The 19,398-nt window shown below is 38.9% G+C and carries 15 protein-coding genes; 6 read left to right on the top strand and 9 right to left on the bottom strand.

Annotation, left to right across the window (positions count from 1 at the left end):
• Positions 1-5 precede the first annotated feature (5 nt).
• Positions 6-770: an SDR family oxidoreductase gene (locus SOI81_RS07930; protein ID WP_239975867.1), complete on the bottom strand. Its 765-nt coding sequence runs from the start codon at positions 768-770 to the stop codon at positions 6-8.
• 179 nt (positions 771-949) lie between these two features.
• Between SOI81_RS07930 and SOI81_RS07925 the strand changes: the two genes are divergently transcribed.
• The gene (locus tag SOI81_RS07925) at positions 950-1,891 is read left to right on the top strand and encodes a LysR family transcriptional regulator (RefSeq protein ID WP_125698695.1); all 942 of its coding nucleotides are present in this window, start codon (positions 950-952) and stop codon (positions 1,889-1,891) included.
• Positions 1,892-1,951: 60 nt separating this feature from the next.
• Here SOI81_RS07925 and SOI81_RS07920 read toward each other — a convergent pair whose 3' ends face one another.
• The 7 genes from SOI81_RS07920 to SOI81_RS07890 form a co-directional block, all read right to left on the bottom strand.
• On the bottom strand, positions 1,952-3,901 hold the full coding sequence (locus tag SOI81_RS07920) for an alkyl/aryl-sulfatase (protein WP_239975868.1): 1,950 nt from the start codon (positions 3,899-3,901) through the stop codon (positions 1,952-1,954).
• 136 nt (positions 3,902-4,037) lie between these two features.
• Positions 4,038-5,432, bottom strand: a complete 1,395-nt coding sequence (locus SOI81_RS07915) for a hypothetical protein (protein ID WP_239975869.1) — start codon at positions 5,430-5,432, stop codon at positions 4,038-4,040.
• A 314-nt stretch (positions 5,433-5,746) separates the two neighbouring features.
• Positions 5,747-6,367: a TetR/AcrR family transcriptional regulator gene (locus tag SOI81_RS07910; RefSeq protein WP_320541520.1), complete on the bottom strand. Its 621-nt coding sequence runs from the start codon at positions 6,365-6,367 to the stop codon at positions 5,747-5,749.
• 319 nt (positions 6,368-6,686) lie between these two features.
• The gene (gene yhaE / locus SOI81_RS07905) at positions 6,687-7,559 is read right to left on the bottom strand and encodes an NAD(P)-dependent oxidoreductase (RefSeq protein ID WP_320541519.1); all 873 of its coding nucleotides are present in this window, start codon (positions 7,557-7,559) and stop codon (positions 6,687-6,689) included.
• Entirely contained in the window at positions 7,559-8,935 is a 1,377-nt protein-coding gene (hpaX, locus tag SOI81_RS07900; RefSeq protein WP_239970018.1) for an MFS transporter, read from the bottom strand. The genes yhaE and hpaX overlap by 1 nt, the downstream gene beginning before the upstream one ends.
• Positions 8,936-8,968: 33 nt before the next feature.
• Complete coding sequence (denD, locus tag SOI81_RS07895) at positions 8,969-9,940, bottom strand: D-erythronate dehydrogenase (protein WP_320541518.1); 972 nt, start codon at positions 9,938-9,940, stop codon at positions 8,969-8,971.
• A gap of 215 nt (positions 9,941-10,155) precedes the next feature.
• On the bottom strand, positions 10,156-11,091 hold the full coding sequence (locus tag SOI81_RS07890) for a LysR family transcriptional regulator (RefSeq protein WP_224991959.1): 936 nt from the start codon (positions 11,089-11,091) through the stop codon (positions 10,156-10,158).
• Positions 11,092-11,202: 111 nt separating this feature from the next.
• Here SOI81_RS07890 and SOI81_RS07885 point away from each other — a divergent pair, with 111 nt between their 5' ends.
• The 3 genes from SOI81_RS07885 (at position 11,203) to SOI81_RS07875 (ending at position 15,847) form a co-directional block, all read left to right on the top strand.
• A complete protein-coding gene (locus SOI81_RS07885; RefSeq protein ID WP_016145340.1) occupies positions 11,203-12,378 on the top strand; it encodes a fumarylacetoacetate hydrolase family protein in 1,176 nt (391 codons plus the stop codon).
• 87 nt (positions 12,379-12,465) lie between these two features.
• Complete coding sequence (locus SOI81_RS07880; protein ID WP_224991961.1) at positions 12,466-14,253, top strand: IlvD/Edd family dehydratase; 1,788 nt, start codon at positions 12,466-12,468, stop codon at positions 14,251-14,253.
• Positions 14,254-14,269: 16 nt separating this feature from the next.
• Positions 14,270-15,847 (top strand): aldehyde dehydrogenase (NADP(+)), encoded by a 1,578-nt coding sequence (locus SOI81_RS07875; protein WP_239975873.1) that lies wholly within the window; start codon positions 14,270-14,272, stop codon positions 15,845-15,847.
• A 79-nt stretch (positions 15,848-15,926) separates the two neighbouring features.
• On the opposite strand, the gene SOI81_RS07870 is transcribed toward SOI81_RS07875, so the two are convergent.
• Complete coding sequence (locus SOI81_RS07870; protein ID WP_239969311.1) at positions 15,927-16,547, bottom strand: TetR/AcrR family transcriptional regulator; 621 nt, start codon at positions 16,545-16,547, stop codon at positions 15,927-15,929.
• 165 nt (positions 16,548-16,712) lie between these two features.
• Between SOI81_RS07870 and yhcA the strand changes: the two genes are divergently transcribed.
• Together yhcA and SOI81_RS07860 are read left to right on the top strand one after the other, a co-directional pair.
• On the top strand, positions 16,713-18,290 hold the full coding sequence (gene yhcA, locus SOI81_RS07865; RefSeq protein ID WP_320541517.1) for an MFS transporter: 1,578 nt from the start codon (positions 16,713-16,715) through the stop codon (positions 18,288-18,290).
• The gene (locus SOI81_RS07860; protein WP_320541516.1) at positions 18,287-19,375 is read left to right on the top strand and encodes an HlyD family secretion protein; all 1,089 of its coding nucleotides are present in this window, start codon (positions 18,287-18,289) and stop codon (positions 19,373-19,375) included. Before yhcA ends, SOI81_RS07860 begins: the two co-directional genes overlap by 4 nt.
• Positions 19,376-19,398: the final 23 nt, after the last annotated feature.

Genomic DNA, 19,398 nt, shown 5'->3' with positions numbered 1-19,398 from the left:
CTTCCCTAAATCGTTAAACCGCCATCAACCACAATACATTCACCATTCGTATAGCTCGCAGCATCTGACACTAAATAAAGTACAGTTCCAGCCATTTCACGTGGTTCTGCGTGACGGCGTAATGGAATTGAACTCATCCAACTTGTATAAATATCTTCATTTTCAAATAGTGCCGAAGCAAATTTGGTCTTGGTAAGACCCGGCAATAAAGCATTCACTCGAATACCCAACGGTCCACATTCCTTTGCAAATGCTTTGGTCATATTAACCACAGCAGCTTTGGTAATAGAATATATTCCTTGTTTGTCTCCTGGCTGTAGAGCATTTACAGATGCCGTATTAACAATTGCACCTTTGCCCTGTTCTTTCATTAATTTGCCCGCTTCAATAGACATAAAGAAATATCCACGAATATTGACTTCAACCGTTTTGTTATATGCAGCAATATCCGTATCAAGAATGTGCCCAAAATAGGGATTGGCAGCCGCATTGTTGACTAAAATATCTAAACGCCCATGTTCTTTACGGATATATTCAAAAATTTCTGTAATATCTTCTAGTTTACCCACATGGCAAGCAAAAGCCTCTGCCTTTCCATTTGCTGCAATAATTTCATTAGCAACACGTTGGCAATCTTCAACTTTCCGACTAGAGACAATTACATGTGCACCTTGTTCAGCTAATAGTTTGGCAATTTCCTCACCAATGCCACGACTTGCACCTGTAACTAAGGCTATTTTTCCAGTCAAATCAAATAAATGTGTTGCCATATCATTTCCTTATGTTCCTAGGTTTAATAAAATTAGTTGTAAGTAACGCTTTCTAAATATTATTTGCCACAAGCGCTACGTTCAAAATTCACGGTTTTAATCGCTCTATTTTTTATGCTATTTCCTGACCATAGCTAACTTGTTACAATGAATAAAATGAATTGTTTGAATAACAAACTATGAATGAAATGAATAATAATATTGCCTCTCTTGCTCGTATTGATCTCAATTTATTTCGTGTATTTGTTGCAATTTATAAAGAAAAAAATCTAACACGGGCGAGTGAACAACTTTTTCTTAGCCAACCTGCTGTTAGTCATGCTTTGGCCCGTTTACGCGATCACTTTAATGACCCACTATTTGTTCGAGATGGACATGGCGTTGTTCCCTCACCGTTAGCTAAACGGTTGTGGCCTACAATTGAACAGTCATTGCAACTTATGCAGCAAGCAATTCAAAGCACACATGACTTTCAGCCCGCACGTGATTTGACTCATCTCACCATTGCTATGAATGATGAATATGAATGGATTTATTTACCTTATATAATTCAACACTTAACCCAATTTAACCCTAATTTGCAGCTAAACAGTGTACGTATTGACCGTAAGAATTTAAGACATGAACTTTCAACAGGAAAAATCGATTTTGCGATTGATGTTGAACATTCTGTCGAAGAAAGCATTAATTACGAATGCTTTTCTAAAGATCAATTTGTAGTCATAAGCCGTAACCAGCACCCTTTATTATCGTCAGCGGAACTAACAAAAGAAATCTATTTAGAGGCTAAACACATTACCGTTTCCTCCCGTCCCACAGGTCGTGTATTTGAAGATTTTTTCTTGTCTAAACAAGGTATTAAAAGAACAATAAGTTTCCGCTGCCAACAATATGAAACCGCGATTCGACTGATTACCCAAACGGATCATTTACTCACTATTCCTCAACGTCAAATTGCTTATTTTAAAGATGATTATCCTCAACTTAAGGTACATCCTCTCCCTATTGATATAGATGGATACCAAATGAATTTATATTGGGACCGTCAAAAGTCCGATGAACATCAAATAGCATGGTGCAAAATGCAACTATTACAGATTATGAGCAATTTGAACTGCTAAGCTTACGGCTTACTCATGCAGCACCTGATGATTTTCTCAGTGCAAGTGCTGCTGATATTTTCAACTCTCTGGTCGAGTCACAATTGGAAAACCATTATTAGACTTTTTAAATAAAGAGAAGAACTTACCAATTTTTAATGGGTTTCCTTTTACTTCACTGTCTTTAGAAACTAAGACTTTTGAAGCATCGGCCCCACCTGTAATTAACTGCAAATATAAAAGTTTAGTCAGCTTTAACGTTGGGCAGTTTGTTGGTAAGCGATCATTCTCATATTTATCAAAGAGCATTACGGAGTTTTCAATCCGCAATGAAAAATTTTCTTGTGTATCGGTCAGGACCAAGTTCATACATTGATTTTCATTTTTTAAATTTTCGACATCGAGATTGGTTGCCATAGCCTCAAGAAATCTTTCAGTAGGCGTATGAATCAGTAAACCTAAACGACCAGACGTACTCTTAAGTGGAGTAAAGCCTTGTAATTCTTGAGCACCTGATAAATAGAAATTACGCCAAGTTGCCGCTTCTGCTGAATAACCTAATTGTCGATAGGTTTTTGCTAATAAATCTTTTGCTTGAGAATTTGCTGGATTATTAAATACTACATACTTTAAAACTTCTGCTGCCCATCTATATTCAGCTTTGCTATAGGCGTCTTGAGCATTTTTTAAGGCATTCGCCTCTCCTCCTGCCAGTTCAATATATTTCTTTGCTGCATCTTTAGGCGGTAATGGATCTAAATTTGAAGGGTTGGCATCAAACCAGCCCATATAATATTGATATACAGCCTTCGCATTATGTTTTAAGGTGCCATAATAGCCGTGCGCATATAGCTTTTGATCTAACTCTGGTGGCAGTTTAATTTTTTCTGCAATTTCAGCACCATTTAAACCAGAATTCATATAACGAACTGTTTGGTCGTGAATAAATTTATAGACATCTCTTTGTGTTTTAATAAAATCTTGAATATTTTTATTCCCCCAAACAGGCCAATGATGCTGAGCAATAAAAACCTCTGAATTTTGAGTTTGCTCTAAAGCTTGGCTTAAATAACTAACCCACTTTAGCGTATCACGGACTTTAGCACCTCTTAATGTGTAGAGATTATGCAAAGTATGAGAAAGAATTTCTGCACCGTTATATAGTTTCATTGAGGGAATTGAGAAGGTTAATTCTGAAGGTGCTTCAGAACTCGGAACGTTATAAAATACGAAATCTAACCCATCAATATTCAATTTTTGTTCTTTCTGAGTAATTAACTGATTGGGTTCTAAAATCCCGATTTGTCCTACTGCTACAGCCTTACCTAAACCATTATCTACTAAACCTTCGGTATTTTTAGGCAAATATGTTCCATACATATAGGTTGCTCGCCGAGTCATTGCTGGACCAGCCATAATATTCTCGCTGGTCGCTTCTTCCATAAAGCCTTCGGGTGCAATAATCGGTATTTGCTTTTGCTTTAATTCTTCGGTAGAGATAACACCTAGCGCTCCCCCAAAATGGTCAACATGGCTATGTGTGAAAATAATCGCTGAGATTTTTTGGTCACCTAGATGCTGCCTTGCAAATTTAATAGCAGCTTCGGCAGTTTCTTTTGACGTTAAAGTGTCAACAATAATCCAGCCGCTCTTGCCCTGAATAATGGTCATATTTGCCAGATCAAAACCGCGAACTTGCCAAACACGGTCTGCAACTTTAAACAAACCCACATTATTATTTAATTTAGCCTGCCGCCAAAGGCTCGGATTTACAGTATCAGGGGCCTGATCTTTAATAAAATTAAATGCATCAAAATCCCAAATCACATCTCCTTGCTCATTCTTTATTTGCCCACTGGGTTTAGCAATAAAACCTCTTGCGGCGTTATTAAACTCATCAGCATTTTGGAGATTATATTTACTACTATAAGAAGCATTTGAATCAATAACTACTTTTTCTACTTTAGTTGCTGCAAATGTATTGAAAGATAAAGCGCATAACAATGAAGTAGTGAGTACGTTAATTTTCATAAAATTTCCTTATTTATGTTCTATATACGTTGTATCCCATCATACTTGGGAGACATTTTTATTGAATTAAACTTCTTATTGAACTAACAAAAAACCAATCTTTCATCAAAAGATTGGTTTAGTTTGAACCTAGATTTTAAGAACATCCTTTTGTTTCAAAAGCGTCTTTCGAGGTGTAATGAATATCTGGTAAATAGTCGCCCATGACTGCTTTTTCTTCGCCTGGTGCTTTCACTTTTTGAACGGCGTAAGCAAAATCATTATTCGGTAATAAATTACGCATAATAAATAAGCCAAAGTCTGTGTGACCAAAAGCTTTACCATCTTCGGCTGTATAGCCTGAACCACGCGGGCTTAGCTCAAGAAAATACACGCCACACTCTTCTCGGGCATTTGCCGGTCGATCTTCTGGTAAAGAGGCAACAATGGTATAGAAACCGTCTTTATCTACTTTTTGAATATTTTCATCATAAAGACAATAATTTGTTGCAGTGGTAATCACTTCGTTAGTACAAATTGACCAATAACGGACATCAGTTTTTTGAACAAATGGATCGTTATTAAATGTTTTCTCTGTGTTTGGAAGTTTACCCCGAAGTTCTATGACTTTACCTAATTTACGGCTTACCGCAGCATAGACATATTCATTATCCGGAGTCGCCCAATAACCAAGTTTAGGTGTTACCGTTAAACCTTCACATTTATCGATCGGCTGCTTAGTAATCGGATCAAATTTATAAATACATTTGAAACTATCTAAAGCGCTAAAGGCTTTGTACCATTTTGGCTCTTGTTGTGCAGGAAAACCCTCATATCTGTTTTGGTTAAAAGCATCCAAAGTAACTTTTAATGGCATTGTTGATATACGGTCAATCGGTGCTTTTTTTACTTGTAAAATATTACAAACGTCTTGCCCTTTCTTAATGTCACCGTTTGCTAGTTGTACTTTAAAACGTGGAAAACTTACATTACCCTTAATATCCATATTTTTGTTAGGTACATAGACACGGTATAAAATAGCAACTTTACCGTCTGCTGTTTTAGGCGCATACAAAGTATTACTTAAAGGACTATTTGGTAGGTCTCCCAATTGTAATTGCGCTGAGTAAGCGCGGTTTTTACCTAGACGGTTATTGCCGACTACAAACGGGTTAACTGAACCTTGGTTAGGCAAAATAGTAGCGTCTAATAATGAGTTAACCCGCTCACCTTTAGCAGTATAGCTCACCAATGAAAAGTGTCGTGAATAAGGATAATCACCATCAATCATCACTTTTGCACCTTCAGGTACAATAAATTCTGATGACCAATATGTCACGTTAGAGTCAGGAAAAGCATAGTTTAAAGGATCTTCACCCGTATGCTGTTTACTTGTCACAGAATCTTGCCACATGCAATCTGTTAACTCAGTTTCTGGGGTGATTGGATTATTTACCTGAGTGGAATCATCGCTGTCATTACATGCACTTAAACTCACTGAACCAACAACAGTCAATAATATTGCAATCTTTAATCGATTAAACTTTTCCATAATTCTTTTTTCCATTTTGACCAAGTTATAAAAACTTCATCCTTTGGTTTCCCTTGTTATATTTTGAACCTTAAATTTTAAGATCTAATCCATTTAGATTAAAATAATAATCCAAATAGATTAAATATCAAGCTATTTTTATCACCAATTAAGAAAATTACTTTCTTCTATTAAGTCAATGAAATTGTTTTTAATATCAATAGGATAAGTAATAAAACATATTGTTTTGAGGCATAGTGAATATGCAGATACTCTAAAAATGATAAATGAGACACTCTAAAATTATCTTTGTGAAATTAGACGAACTTCTTTCTTTATTTATAAAAATGTTCAGCTTTAAAACGAATTCCCCCTTCAATATAGTCTTTTAAATATTTTCCTAATAATCTATGGTCCTTAACATCTGTTGGCCAAAAATGCTCAAGCCCAATATCACTAATCACATTTAAAATGATATTAAAAGTAAAAAGAACTTTAAGTGAAATCGCATTAGAATCAGCATCAGGTAAAGCCTGTTTTAATAAAGCTACAGCTTTATTTGCAATCGGCACTAAGGTTTTTGCAACAATAACTCGTCCTTCATCTCCGGCACTAATGGTCTTAGAGAAAAACTTTAAGTAATGAATTCCATTATCCTGTAAAAGTATTTTTACCATTGGCTTCATTAACGCATCTACCACATCAGAAACCTGTACGTTATCTGAAGGAATAGTATTTAGTAATTCAAGGCTGTCAGCCATATATGGCTGCATAACATGATCTAAGGCCGCTTCTACTAAGCCCCATTTAGACTTAAAGTGGTAATAAAGTGCTGATTTGTTTGCTACGCCTGCGGTCTCATTAATTTTTTGCACTGATAGCGTTTCAATATTATTTTGTGAAAAAAGAATGATTGCTGCTTCTATCAATTTTTCTTTAGTCTGCTGTTTACTCATTAGATTCCACAATTCAGTTAAAATTAAATTCCTTAAGGGCATAAACATACCAAATAATCCAAAATTTAATATATTGGCCTTATAAGTAAGTCAAACAATCAAAGATGAATTCAAAAATTTCTAACTATTTTGTTTAAGGGCGTTCATCTTTAAAAGAAAAATAATAATCCATATAGATTAAATAGCAAGTTTTTTATTGGAGGGATTTGGGTTTGTCAGCTTACTTTTAGTATCCTAATTTGTTGTAAAGCTGTAGTGATTGATGCAGCAATAGTTCTGCGGCATCAATCAATTACCTATTAATATATTTAAAACATGACTAAACGTGATTCATTCGCTCAAGTTCACGAATTAAACCAGAATGATCCAACTCACCATCTCCGGCAACAAGCATATTTTCAAATAATTGACTGACCTGTTGGGCAATAGGTAAATTCAGCTCAAGCGATTTGGCATAGTTAACGGCCGTATGAATATCTTTATGCTGGTTTCGAGCAGTGCCTCCCGGTTTAAAATCTCGATTTAGCATACGTTCACCATGCTGCTGTAAAATTGGGGAGTCGGCAAAGCCTCCCGTGAGTGCCTGTTTTAGCTTAATAGGATCGGCGCCAGCTTTATTGGCAAGCAATAAACCTTCGCTTACTGTTGCGATGGTGGTGGCTACAATCATTTGATTTACAAGTTTTGCGAGCATTCCGCAGCCAGCCCCGCCCACTAAAATTGGTCGGCCCATTGCAGTTAAAATAGTTTCAGCTTGTGAAAATGTTTTAGCTTCTCCGCCTACCATAATAGCAAGACTTGCATTTTGGGCACCTTTTTCTCCACCGGACACAGGAGCATCTAAGTATCCAAGTCCTCTTTCTTTACACTTTTCACTTTGTGCTTTTGCAACTTCAACCGGTATCGAACTCATGACAATAACCGTGCTTTCAGGTTTTAGCTCTGAAACTGCACCGTGCTCTTTAAATAGAATTTCATCACAGGTTTTTCCGTCGCTAAGCATACAAATTAGAAATTCTATATCTTTTCCAACTTGTTCAAGGTCAGAGCAAACATAGGCTCCCGCCTCTTTTAAGCTATCTGCTTTAGAGGAAGTTCTATTCCAGACCTTAACTTGATGACCTGCCTTGAGTAAATTCATAGCCATCGGCATACCCATAATGCCTGTACCCACAAACCCGATGGTCGCCATTATTTCATCTCCGCAGCTGTTCGAACTTTAAGTTGTTGTTGTTCTACTTTTAAGCTATTCGATTTTAACTTTGCTAATAGTAATAGTCCTAAGCCGCCCATCGCTACAAAGCCGGCAATAGCAAGGAATGCGACTGTGTAAGTTCCTGTGGTCGTGTATAAATATCCAGTTAAATATGGGCCAGTAAAACCACTTAAATTACCTACCGAGTTAATCAATCCGATTCCGGCTGCGGCCCCCACACCCGTTAGAGTTTGTCCAGGAATGGTCCAGAAAATGTTAATCGCACTAAATACGCCAATCGCAAGCAGAATAAAGCCTACAATAATTGCCCATGGCTGATTTACAATCAGTGCAATCGCAATTGCGAAAGCTGCCATAAGTGCAGCACAAGCACCGTGTTTGTAACGCTCTTGTTTACGGTCAGAACGGCGGCTCCATAAAACCATACCAACAGCTGCAAATGCATATGGAATTGCGGTAAGTAAGCCATTTTGAATAAGGCTAATTTGCATACCAAATGTGTTACGGAACGACTCTAAAACACTTGGTAAGAAGAAGAACATCGCATTTGAACCAGAGGTAATTCCAAAGTACACAACTGCCATAATCCACACTAAAGGGTTTTTAAACACTTGTTTAATGAGTTCACCTTTTGTTAAAGCAGCGTCGGCAGATTGCGCTTTTTCTCTTTCTTCGCGCTCTAGTGTAGTCATTAACCATTGACGCTGCTCAGCTGTTAACCACTCTGCTTCTTTTGGGTTATTGGTTAAATATTTTAGACAGATTAATCCTAAAATAATGGAAGGAATCCCTTCTAGCACATACATCAAACGCCAACCTTCATAGCCAATCGTATTACCCCATTGCATGAGACCGACTGAAATTGGCGCTCCAATAATTTGAGCAATTGGTAATCCAAGATAAAACGTTGCAAAAACACGGGCACGATATTTTGCAGGAAACCACAAGGTTAAATAAAAGATAACGCCCGGAAAGAAACCCGCTTCTGCAATACCGAGTAAAAACCGTAAAACGATAAATTGAGTGCCGCTATGAATAAAGCCCATAAGTCCGGCAATAATGCCCCAAGTAATCATGATTCGGGCAATCCAGATTCGTGCTCCAAAACGATGAAGCAAGATATTACTTGGAACTTCTGCAATAAAATAACCTAGAAAAAATACACCCGCACCCAAACCAAAAATGGTTTGAGTAATTCCAAGTGCATCATTCATGTGTAGGGCAGCAAAACCAATATTGGTTCTGTCTAGAAATGCCATAATGAATAGAATAATGAGAAACGGGATAATTCGATTCGAAATACGTTTAATTGTCTGCTCTTCGAGAGCAGTTACATTTTTGATATCTTCCATAATAACTCTCACATTAAGTGGCGATCACTGCCATTAATTTTGGGTATCTTCTATATGTGCCTGAATCACGCTTTCAAAATTTTCATCTGCTTGGAAACCTAAAGATTCGGCATATTCAGCTTTCACCTGAACAGGCCAACTTTTAACAATACGTTGAATGGTTTTGTCTTCTTGCCATTGCACCAAATCAGTTGCTTGTTTGCCTGCAACTTTTTCAAGTGCCTCAAGCATTTCTTTAACCGTGACTGTTAATCCCGGTAGAGGAATAATTCGATTATCTTGAAGTACATCTGACGAAAGTGACGCTGCTTTAATCATTGATTCAACGCAACGTCGCGGTGAAGTAACAAAGACTGGAGTATCTGAAGGTACGGGGCAAATAGCCGTTTCGCCTTTTAACGGTTCACGGATGATTGAGCTAAAAAATGTCGAGGCAGCTTTATTCGGTTTACCGGGACGAACCACAATAGTTGGTAGTCTTAAAACACGGCCATCAATAAAGCCTTTACGTGAATAATCTGAAACAAGTAATTCTCCTACTGCTTTTTGCATACCGTAAGAAGACTTTGGTGTAACCACTGTCTCATCTGTCACAACTTCTGGTAATTGACCACCAAATACAGCACAGCCACTAGCAAAAATGACTCGAGGGGTAGTTTGCTTCTTTCTTAATTCTTCTAATAAATTTAAGAGTCCATATAAATTAACATCCATACCTAAATCAAAATCGGCTTCTGCTGCTGAGCTCACCACAGCGGCCAAATGCCAAACGACATCAATATTTTCTGTAATATGAGCAACTGTAGTTTTATCGGTAATATCACCGACAATCACTTCAATTCTCGGGTCTTGCGGCAAATCATCGCCTGCAAAAGCATCAAATAGAATAATTTTATCGATGGGCTCAGGTTTATTGTCCTCTAAAGTCAAACTGCCAGTTTTTAAGATCTCTTTAGCGATTTGTTTTCCAATAAAACCTGTTCCACCAGTGATTAGCACATTCATATAGAGGTCCTTTCCTAGTTTTTATTCACTTAAAAACTTTTGTAATTGTCGTGAATTAAACGATAAGGACTCCTTTTAATAATTTCCAATGAATAATTTCTAAATATTGATAACTTTTTAATATCAATTTTATGTTTATAAACTTACTAAACAAAGCAGGTTTTTCTTTTTGATTTTAAAGCCTCAAACCCGACTATGGATTGAGGCTGAATATTTTATTTACGTTTTGCATTTTTAAGTAAGATATTAATAAACGCTGCTGCAATATCAGACACTGGTTCATCTTTGCGCGTCAAAATTCCATAATCCTGCGCATCTAAAATTAGATCTGTTTCTAAAATCTGTAATTGTCCCTCTTTTACCTGATCAATCACCATCGCTTCGGGCAACATTCCCACCATAGGTGCACCTTTTAAGATCTGCAAAAAGGTCTGCATCGACATGGTATTGACCGTATTTAAAGGAATTTTGACTTTTGCTCGGGCAAATGCGCCTTCCATACGTTCTCGAATTGGCGTGCCTTTCGGATAAAGTACCCATGGCCAATTTAGTAATTCTTCTAATGTACAAAACTTTTTATGGGCACATGGATGAGCATTATTTACCACTATGCAAAACGGCTCCGGGCCCAAAGGTTGGAAATCAAAAAATTGACTTTGCGTCACCGCGGTAAAACGACCTACGGCTAAATCTAGAGTATGTTCACTTAGCATTTCCATTAAATGGTCACTGGTTTGCTCAACAACATCGATAGAAAGTAGTGGCCATTGTTTCTTAATCTCAATAATTGAGTTTGGAATTACCACAGCGGTTGCGGCAAAGATACCGCCTACTTTTAAAAAACCGTGACCACCTAACCGTAAAATTTCTATGTCTTCGACAAAATGCTTTGCATCATTTAAAACACGCTGCGCATATCGAATCACCTGCTCGCCCAAAGCTGTTACTGGCATATTGCGAGGCAGACGTTCAAAAACCTGAAATCCGAGAAGGCTCTCAATTTCTTTTAGCATTTTACTCACCGCAGGCTGACTTAAGTTCATCTGCTCGGCTGCCAAATGCATATTATTGGTTCTTGCTAAAGTTTCCAACAAAACCAAATGTTTGAATTTCAACCAATTATTTAGGCTTGTGTAAGTCAAATCCGCCATTTATAAAAATCCTTTTTGATAACTATTCGTTATTAATAATTAAATTATTACGATTGGTGTTTATTAAATAAGAAACATATCATGATTTCAAATAAAAGAAGGATGCTTTAAATGAACTTTACGTTAAATTCCCAGAACTCATTACCAGACGATGCAACTCAAGGATGCTTAATTGGTCGCGCGTGGATTCCAAATCAAATTTCCGGCCCATCTCCGATTCTTTTAAAAGGTGATCAGGTTTTTGATATTTCAGAAAAGTTTCACACGATTTCCCAATTGCTTGAAAGTACAGATCCTTTAAAAGCTTTATCTGAAATTGAAGGAAAATTAGTTGGGTCAATTGATGAGTTATTTGCCAACACAGTCGCTGAACCAGATACAAACAAGGCATATTTTTTAGCCCCTATTGATTTACAAGTGATTAAAGCGGCTGGTGTTACTTTTGCAGCAAGTATGTTAGAGCGTGTGATTGAAGAACAAGCTGGTGGCGATGCACAAAAAGCTCAATCGATCCGTGAAGTGGTACAAGGGGTAATCGGTGATAATTTAAAAACAATCGAACCCGGCTCGGAAAAAGCCCTTCAACTCAAAGAATATTTAATTGAGCAAAAAATGTGGTCTCAATATCTTGAGGTGGGCATTGGTACTGACGCTGAAATTTTTACTAAAGCACCCGTTTTAGCGGCTGTGGGAACTGGTCAAAATATTGGTATTCACCCGAAATCTGAATGGAATAATCCGGAACCAGAAGTTGTATTGGTTGCAAATAGCCACGGTAAAATTTTAGGCGCGACTTTAGGAAACGATGTGAATTTACGGGACTTTGAAGGCCGTAGCGCCTTACTGTTGAGTAAAGCCAAAGATAACAATGCATCTTGTGCAATCGGACCGTTTATTCGCCTTTTTGATCATACTTTTACTTTAAATGACATTCGTGCTTGTGATGTTGAACTGAAAATTGAAGGTACAGATAATTTTGTGCTCAATGGCGTGAGTTCTATGTCTCAAATTAGCCGTGATCCGGAAGATTTAATTCAACAAACCCTGAATGAAAATCATCAATATCCAGACGGTTTTGTGCTATTTTTGGGAACTTTGTTTGCACCTACTCAAGATCGTGAGCAAGCTGGGGCTGGCTTTACCCATAAAGTCGGAGATGTGGTCCGTATTCATTCACCTAAACTTGGTACTTTATACAACACGGTTATGACCAGTGACAAAGCAACGCCGTGGAATTTTGGAATAAATGCTTTGATGCGTAATTTAAAGCAACGTGAATTACTATAGTTTTCACGTATTATCGATCGGCTGAATTGTAAGATTCATCTCGTGAATAAACTAAATTTCAAAAAGTATGAGTGAAAGGATCAAAAAATGAATGATCAAAATAAACGGATTTTTTTACGTAGCCAAGAATGGTTTGATGATCCTGAACATGCCGACATGACAGCACTCTATGTTGAGCGTTATATGAATTATGGCCTGACCCGTGCCGAACTACAATCAGGTCGCCCGATTATTGGTATTGCACAAACTGGCAGTGATTTAACTCCATGTAACCGTCACCACAAAGAACTTGCTGAACGGGTTAAAGCAGGTATTCGAGATGCGGGTGGTATTCCCATGGAATTCCCCGTTCACCCGATTGCAGAACAAACCCGTCGCCCTACTGCTGCACTTGATAGAAATTTAGCTTACTTAGGCTTAGTTGAAATATTACATGGTTATCCGCTTGATGGTGTGGTGCTAACCACAGGTTGTGACAAAACTACACCTGCTTGTTTAATGGCTGCCGCAACAACAGATATACCAGCCATTGTGTTGTCTGGTGGACCAATGCTAGATGGTCATTTTAAAGGTGAGTTAATTGGTTCTGGTACTGTGCTTTGGCATGCAAGAAATTTACTTGCCACAGGTGAAATTGATTATGAAGGGTTCATGGAAATGACCACTTCAGCATCGCCTTCGGTCGGGCATTGCAACACCATGGGCACTGCACTTTCTATGAATGCATTAGCAGAAGCTTTGGGCATGTCTTTACCGACATGTGCAAGCATTCCAGCGCCGTATCGTGAACGTGGGCAAATGGCCTATATGACAGGCAAAAGAATTTGTGAAATGGTTTTAGAAGATTTACGCCCTTCTAAAATCATGAACAAACAATCATTTGAAAATGCCATCGCGGTAGCTTCAGCATTAGGGGCATCAAGTAATTGCCCTCCTCACCTCATTGCAATTGCCCGTCACATGGGGATTGAGCTGAGTTTAGAAGACTGGCAACGTGTTGGAGAAAGCATTCCGCTGATTGTGAACTGTATGCCGGCGGGCAAATATTTGGGTGAAGGTTTCCACCGTGCGGGAGGTGTTCCTGCTGTTTTGCATGAATTACAAAAAGCAGGTGTTTTACATGAAGACTGTGCATCAGTCAGCGGTAAAACAATTGGGGAAATTGCTAAAAATGCAAAAACCTCAAATGCAGATGTCATCTTCCCTTATGAACAACCATTGAAACATGGTGCAGGTTTTATCGTGCTTAGCGGCAATTTCTTTGACAGCGCCATTATGAAAATGTCTGTCGTCGGTGAAGCATTTAAGAAAACCTATTTATCTGACCCAAATAGTGAAAATAGCTTTGAAGCACGTGCAATCGTTTTTGAAGGTCCCGAGGACTACCACGCACGAATTAATGATCCTGCTTTAAACATTGATGAACATTGTATTTTGGTCATCCGTGGTGCTGGTACTGTTGGTTATCCAGGCAGCGCAGAAGTCGTCAATATGGCTCCTCCAGCGGAGTTAATTAAAAAAGGCATCGATTCACTGCCTTGCTTAGGAGATGGCCGTCAAAGCGGAACATCTGCTAGCCCTTCTATTTTAAATATGTCACCCGAAGCGGCGGTAGGCGGTGGAATTGCATTATTAAAGACCAATGACCGTTTACGCATTGATCTCAATAAACGCTCCGTCAACGTACTCATTTCTGACGAAGAGTTAGAACAACGCCGCCGTGAGTGGAAACCGACGGTCTCTGCCTCTCAGACACCTTGGCAAGAAATGTATCGCAACATGGTGGGTCAATTATCTACTGGCGGTTGTTTGGAACCTGCAACTTTATATATGCGAGTCATAAATCAAGACAACCTTCCAAGACACTCTCATTAATTTCAGGATATTTGTTATGACCATTATCGGACACAACTTTATTGGCGGTTCACGTAGCGCACAAAGTACAACTTTATTGAAAAGTGTGAATGCAACAACTGGTGAGGCTTTGCCTTATGAGTTTCACCATGCAACCGAACAGGAAATTAATCAGGCCTGTGAAGCGGCAAGCCAAGCCTTTAAGACTTACCGTCATACTTCACCTGAACAGCGTGCTACTTTTTTAGAAAATATTGCCGATGAACTCGATGCCTTGGGCACCGATTTTCTAGAGACTATTTCGCAAGAAACCGCTTTGCCACTTGCCCGTTTACAGGGTGAACGTGGCCGTACCAGTGGACAAATGCGCCTGTTCGCTAAAGTGTTGCGTCGTGGTGATTTTTTAGGGGCCCGTATTGATACAGCTTTACCTGAGCGTCAGCCTTTACCTCGCCCAGACCTACGCCAGATTAAAATTGGTGTTGGCCCTGTGGCAGTCTTTGGGGCAAGTAACTTTCCTTTAGCATTCTCAACCGCAGGTGGTGATACTGCTTCAGCTTTAGCTGCTGGTTGTTCTGTAGTGGTGAAAGCGCATAGTGGTCACATGGCGACAGCAGACTTTGTAGCTCAGGCAATTGAACGTGCCGTAGAAAAATCAAATATGCCTAAAGGCGTATTTAACATGATCTATGGTAATGGTGTGGGTGAACCACTGGTTAAGCATCCTTTAATTCAGGCTGTGGGTTTTACTGGTTCACTACGTGGTGGACGAGCTTTATGTGACATGGCCGCAGCCCGTCCACAACCGATTCCGGTCTTTGCGGAAATGAGCAGTATTAACCCGATGCTGATGTTGCCGGAAGCCTTGAAAAACCGTGGTGAAAAAATTGCACAGGACTTGGCCGACTCAGTTGTTTTAGGCTGTGGTCAGTTCTGTACCAATCCGGGTTTAATTTTAGGTATTAAATCAGCTGAATTTAGCCAGCTCATTAACAACCTAACTGAAATTATGGGTGGCAAACCTGCACAGACTATGCTGAATGCCGGAACCTTAAAAAGTTATACCGCAGGTCTTGAGCATTTAACCCAGCATCAAGGCATTGAACATTTGGCAGGTCAAACCCAACAAGGCAATCAGGCACAGCCACAACTTTTTAAAGCCAACGTTGAACTATTACTTGTAGGTGATCAGCTTCTGCAAGAAGAAATCTTTGGGCCAGCAACTGTCATCATTGAGGTTGAAGATAAAGCCCAGCTCCTTCAAGCCCTACAAAGCATGAATGGACAGCTGACAGCAACTTTAATTGCCGATGAAGCGGACTTAACCGAGTTTGCAGATGTGGTTCCTGTGCTAGAAGAAAAAGCAGGCCGTTTACTCATCAATGGCTACCCAACAGGTGTTGAAGTATGTGATGCCATGGTGCACGGCGGACCATACCCAGCAACCTCGGATGCAAGAGGTACATCAGTTGGAACTTTGGCAATAGACCGTTATTTACGCCCAGTCTGTTACCAGAACTACCCGCAAAGTTTGTTGCCGGAAGCCTTAAAAGACAGCAACCCATTGCAGATTTTAAGATTGGTCAATGGTGAGATGACCAAAGAAGCAATCTAATAAAATAAAAAAAGAGACCACTCGTTGGTCTCTTTTTTACTTCTACATTTAAGGTTTTGTAGGGAGCAAATTCCCCCAATTAATCTAGTTTATAATTGATATTTTTTAAAAATAAATCGACCGCATATTCAACCCAAACACTAATTTCATCGGCTGATATTAAATACTCAGGATGAGTCAAACACTTTAGATGGGCATCACTTCTTAACAGTGATAAAAATATATTTGCTGCAACGTCCGAAGAAGAAGTTAATTCAATTTCTCCTTGTTTCACAGACTTTTCAAGATAGCCCGCAATAATATTTGCCAGCCGTTGTGGACCCACTTCAAAGAACTTTTCGGACAATTCTGGGAACCTTACTGCTTCTGCAATACAAATTCTAAAAAACGCCAATCCTGAATGCGACAATATAAAACAAAGATAAGTTTTACCAATCTCGGTTAAAGCTGAGCGTAAATTTTTAGCTTGTGTCTCGACTAAAATAATTTGCTCTTGCATGTTGGTACATTGACGTTCAATGACGGCAGCAAACATTGCTTCTTTATTTTTAAAACAACCATACATGGTTGCTTTGGAAACCCCTGCTTCCTTTTGAATCATGTCTGTGGTTGTACCACTAAAGCCGTGGATCAAAAAAAACTTTGTTGCTGCATCAAGAATTTTTTGATCTTTCTCATTCGTTTTAGTGCAATCAGACATACGAACCTACAAACATATTTAGCAATTTCATTCTTAGTGTAACTCATCGAAAAGTTCAAAATCGAGAATTGACGTAAATTTAATAAGATAGTACAGTACCGATCGGTACAGTTGGGCTAAATAACTGCTATTGCAGTAAGCTCATTTTAAAATTTACGGTAAAAGATGAATATACGACCACTCATCGGTTTGGCAGGTGCAATATTCGCAGCAATGACTGTTGAATTTAACAACCGAATCACCAGCATTACCTTGGTCGATATTCGTGGCGCGATGGGAATTAGTGTCGACTCTGGTTATTGGGTCAGCAGTATTTACGCAAGTGCCATGATTATTGGCATGATCCTATCTACCAGTTGGGCCGTTATTTTTTCTATGCGCAGAGTTCTTCTTTTTGCGATAGGACTTTGCCTCTTCTCTAGCGTTTTAATTCCTTTTAGCCCCAACATCGAAATATTTTATGTATTGCGTGGCCTACAAGGACTCGCCAATGGTTTAACCATTCCTTTACTCATGGCCTGTGCACTTAGATTTTTAGGACCTGACATTCGGCTATGGGGCCTCGCTTGCTATGCATTAACTGCAACTTTTTTTCCGAACTTAAGTGCTGCACTCTCTGCTTTTTATTTAGATGTGATTGGCTGGAAAATGATATTTTTCCAAACCATTCCTTTTTGTGCACTGAGCGCTGCACTGGTTTATTTTGGTATTCCACAAGACCCATTAAATTATTCAAGAATAAAAACTTACGATTGGACTGGCGCCATTTTAGCGATTATTAGCTTAGCGAGCCTGAGCACCATGTTATTGCATGGCAATCATTTAGACTGGTTCCATTCTCAATTAATTTGTGTATTGGCTTTAATCAGTGCAATTACTTTACCTTGGTTTTTTATACATGAATGGCGTTATCCGTCACCCTTAATTAAGCCGCAAATGCTCGAAATACGAAATTTTGCTTACGCTGTTTTCGCTCTCTTTTGCTTTGTCATTATTGGTATGTCCACCAGCACATTGCCACTAAATTACCTCAGTGCTGTGCATGGCTATAAACCGACCCAGACCATGTGGATTGGCTTACAAATTGCGGCATTGCAATTTATCTATATTCCTATTGTGGTGAAGCTTTTAAATCAAGCTTGGGTGGATAGCCGCTATGTACACGGTTTTGGTTTACTTCTGGTCATTGCTGGTTGCCTAGGTGCAAGTCAACTTGATACCACATGGAATCAAGACCAATTTTATTTCTGGCATGCAATCTCATGTTTGGGGCAAACCTGTGTAGTGCTCTCGCTCTTAATGATGGGTACAAACAGTGTTCACCCCAGCATGGCAATTTATGCATCACCGATGATTAACACTCCGCGAGCTATTAGCGGTGTACTGGGTGTTTGTATTTTAGACTGGATCAATCGAGTACGCGGTGAATACCATTCAACACGGCTGATTGAAAATACCGCCCAACATGTTTTCCAAAATATTCAAGGTCCTGTTATTAATCCACTTACTCCACCAGTGCTCACTGCAAATGGCGCAGATCGTGTTTCAGGTGGTTTATCTGCTCTAAATTCTGCGATTCAAGCGCAACAATCTGTTTTAGTCATTAGCGATCAATATCTTATCTTAGCTGGTCTTACCGCTATTTTATTCATTGTAATGGTGATTTTGCCAGTTCGAACTTATCCGCCACGTATTGCTCTCATTAAGTTAATGAATAGTCATAACTCAGGAAAATCTTTATGAGTACTCTCGAAGCCCAAGATACCACTAACATCGAACCACCCAAGTTAACAAAGGTGCAACATCTCAAAAAGCATTGGGTTATGGTTATTGCATTCATTATTGTCTTGGCATCTATTTTATGGGTTTTAAAACTTATATTTTTACCCTCTTCAGTTGTTAAAACTGACGATGCACGGGTAGATGTCGAGTACTCAACCATTGCCCCTAAAGTATCTGGTAATATTGAAGAGATTTATATTAAAGATCATCAGACCGTAAAAAAAGGCCAACTTTTAGCGCGAATCGATGCACGTGATTATCAAGCTGCTTTGGCAGAAGCTGAATCTAATTATGCAAAAGCACAAGCAGACTTAAATGAAGCAATGCTGGCGGTAGAAAGACAACCGACCGTTATTAGAGAAACTGAAGCACAGCTTAGAAAAGTAGAAGCCGGAATTAAACTTACCAAAGACAACACGGCGCGTTATGAGCAGTTGCAGGCACTTGGTGCTGAATCTAGATTGATTACGCAACAGTCAAAAACCACATTGACTGAACAATATGCTGACTTAGACAGCAGTAAAGAAAAAGTGATCGATGCACAGTATCAGCTCAACCAATACAAGATTCAGGTGCAAGCCAAACAAGCTGCTTTAAAACAGGCTCAAGCAGCACTTGATAAAGCAAAACTGAATCTGAGCTATACAGAAGTTCGTGCCCCTATTGATGGCATGATTGGTCAAAAATCTGCAAACGTGGGTAACTTTGTAGGTGCTGGGAATCCTTTAATGGTAATTGTGCCTTTAGACCAAGTCTATGTAGAAGCAAACTTCCGTGAAATTGAGTTAAAACAAATTAAAATCGGACAACCTGTTACTGTCTATGTAGATGCTTATAACGTTGAATTAAAAGGTGTGGTAGATAGTTTTTCACCATCAACTGGTGCATTTTTCTCTCCAATCTCTGCAACCAATGCGACTGGTAATTTTACCAAGATTGTTCAGCGTCTTCCTTTACGAATCAAGCTTATTGAAAATCAAAAAGACGTTAAATTATTGCGTCCCGGCTTATCCGTTTTAGTGTCTATTAACACGGCTCAAAAATAGATCGTTTAAATCTTGGGACATAC

The organism is Acinetobacter pittii (genome assembly GCF_034067285.1).
Taxonomy (GTDB): Bacteria; Pseudomonadota; Gammaproteobacteria; order Pseudomonadales; family Moraxellaceae; genus Acinetobacter; species Acinetobacter pittii_E.
Note: the sequence above shows the minus strand (reverse complement) of the source record. Positions and strands in the feature narration are given on the sequence as shown.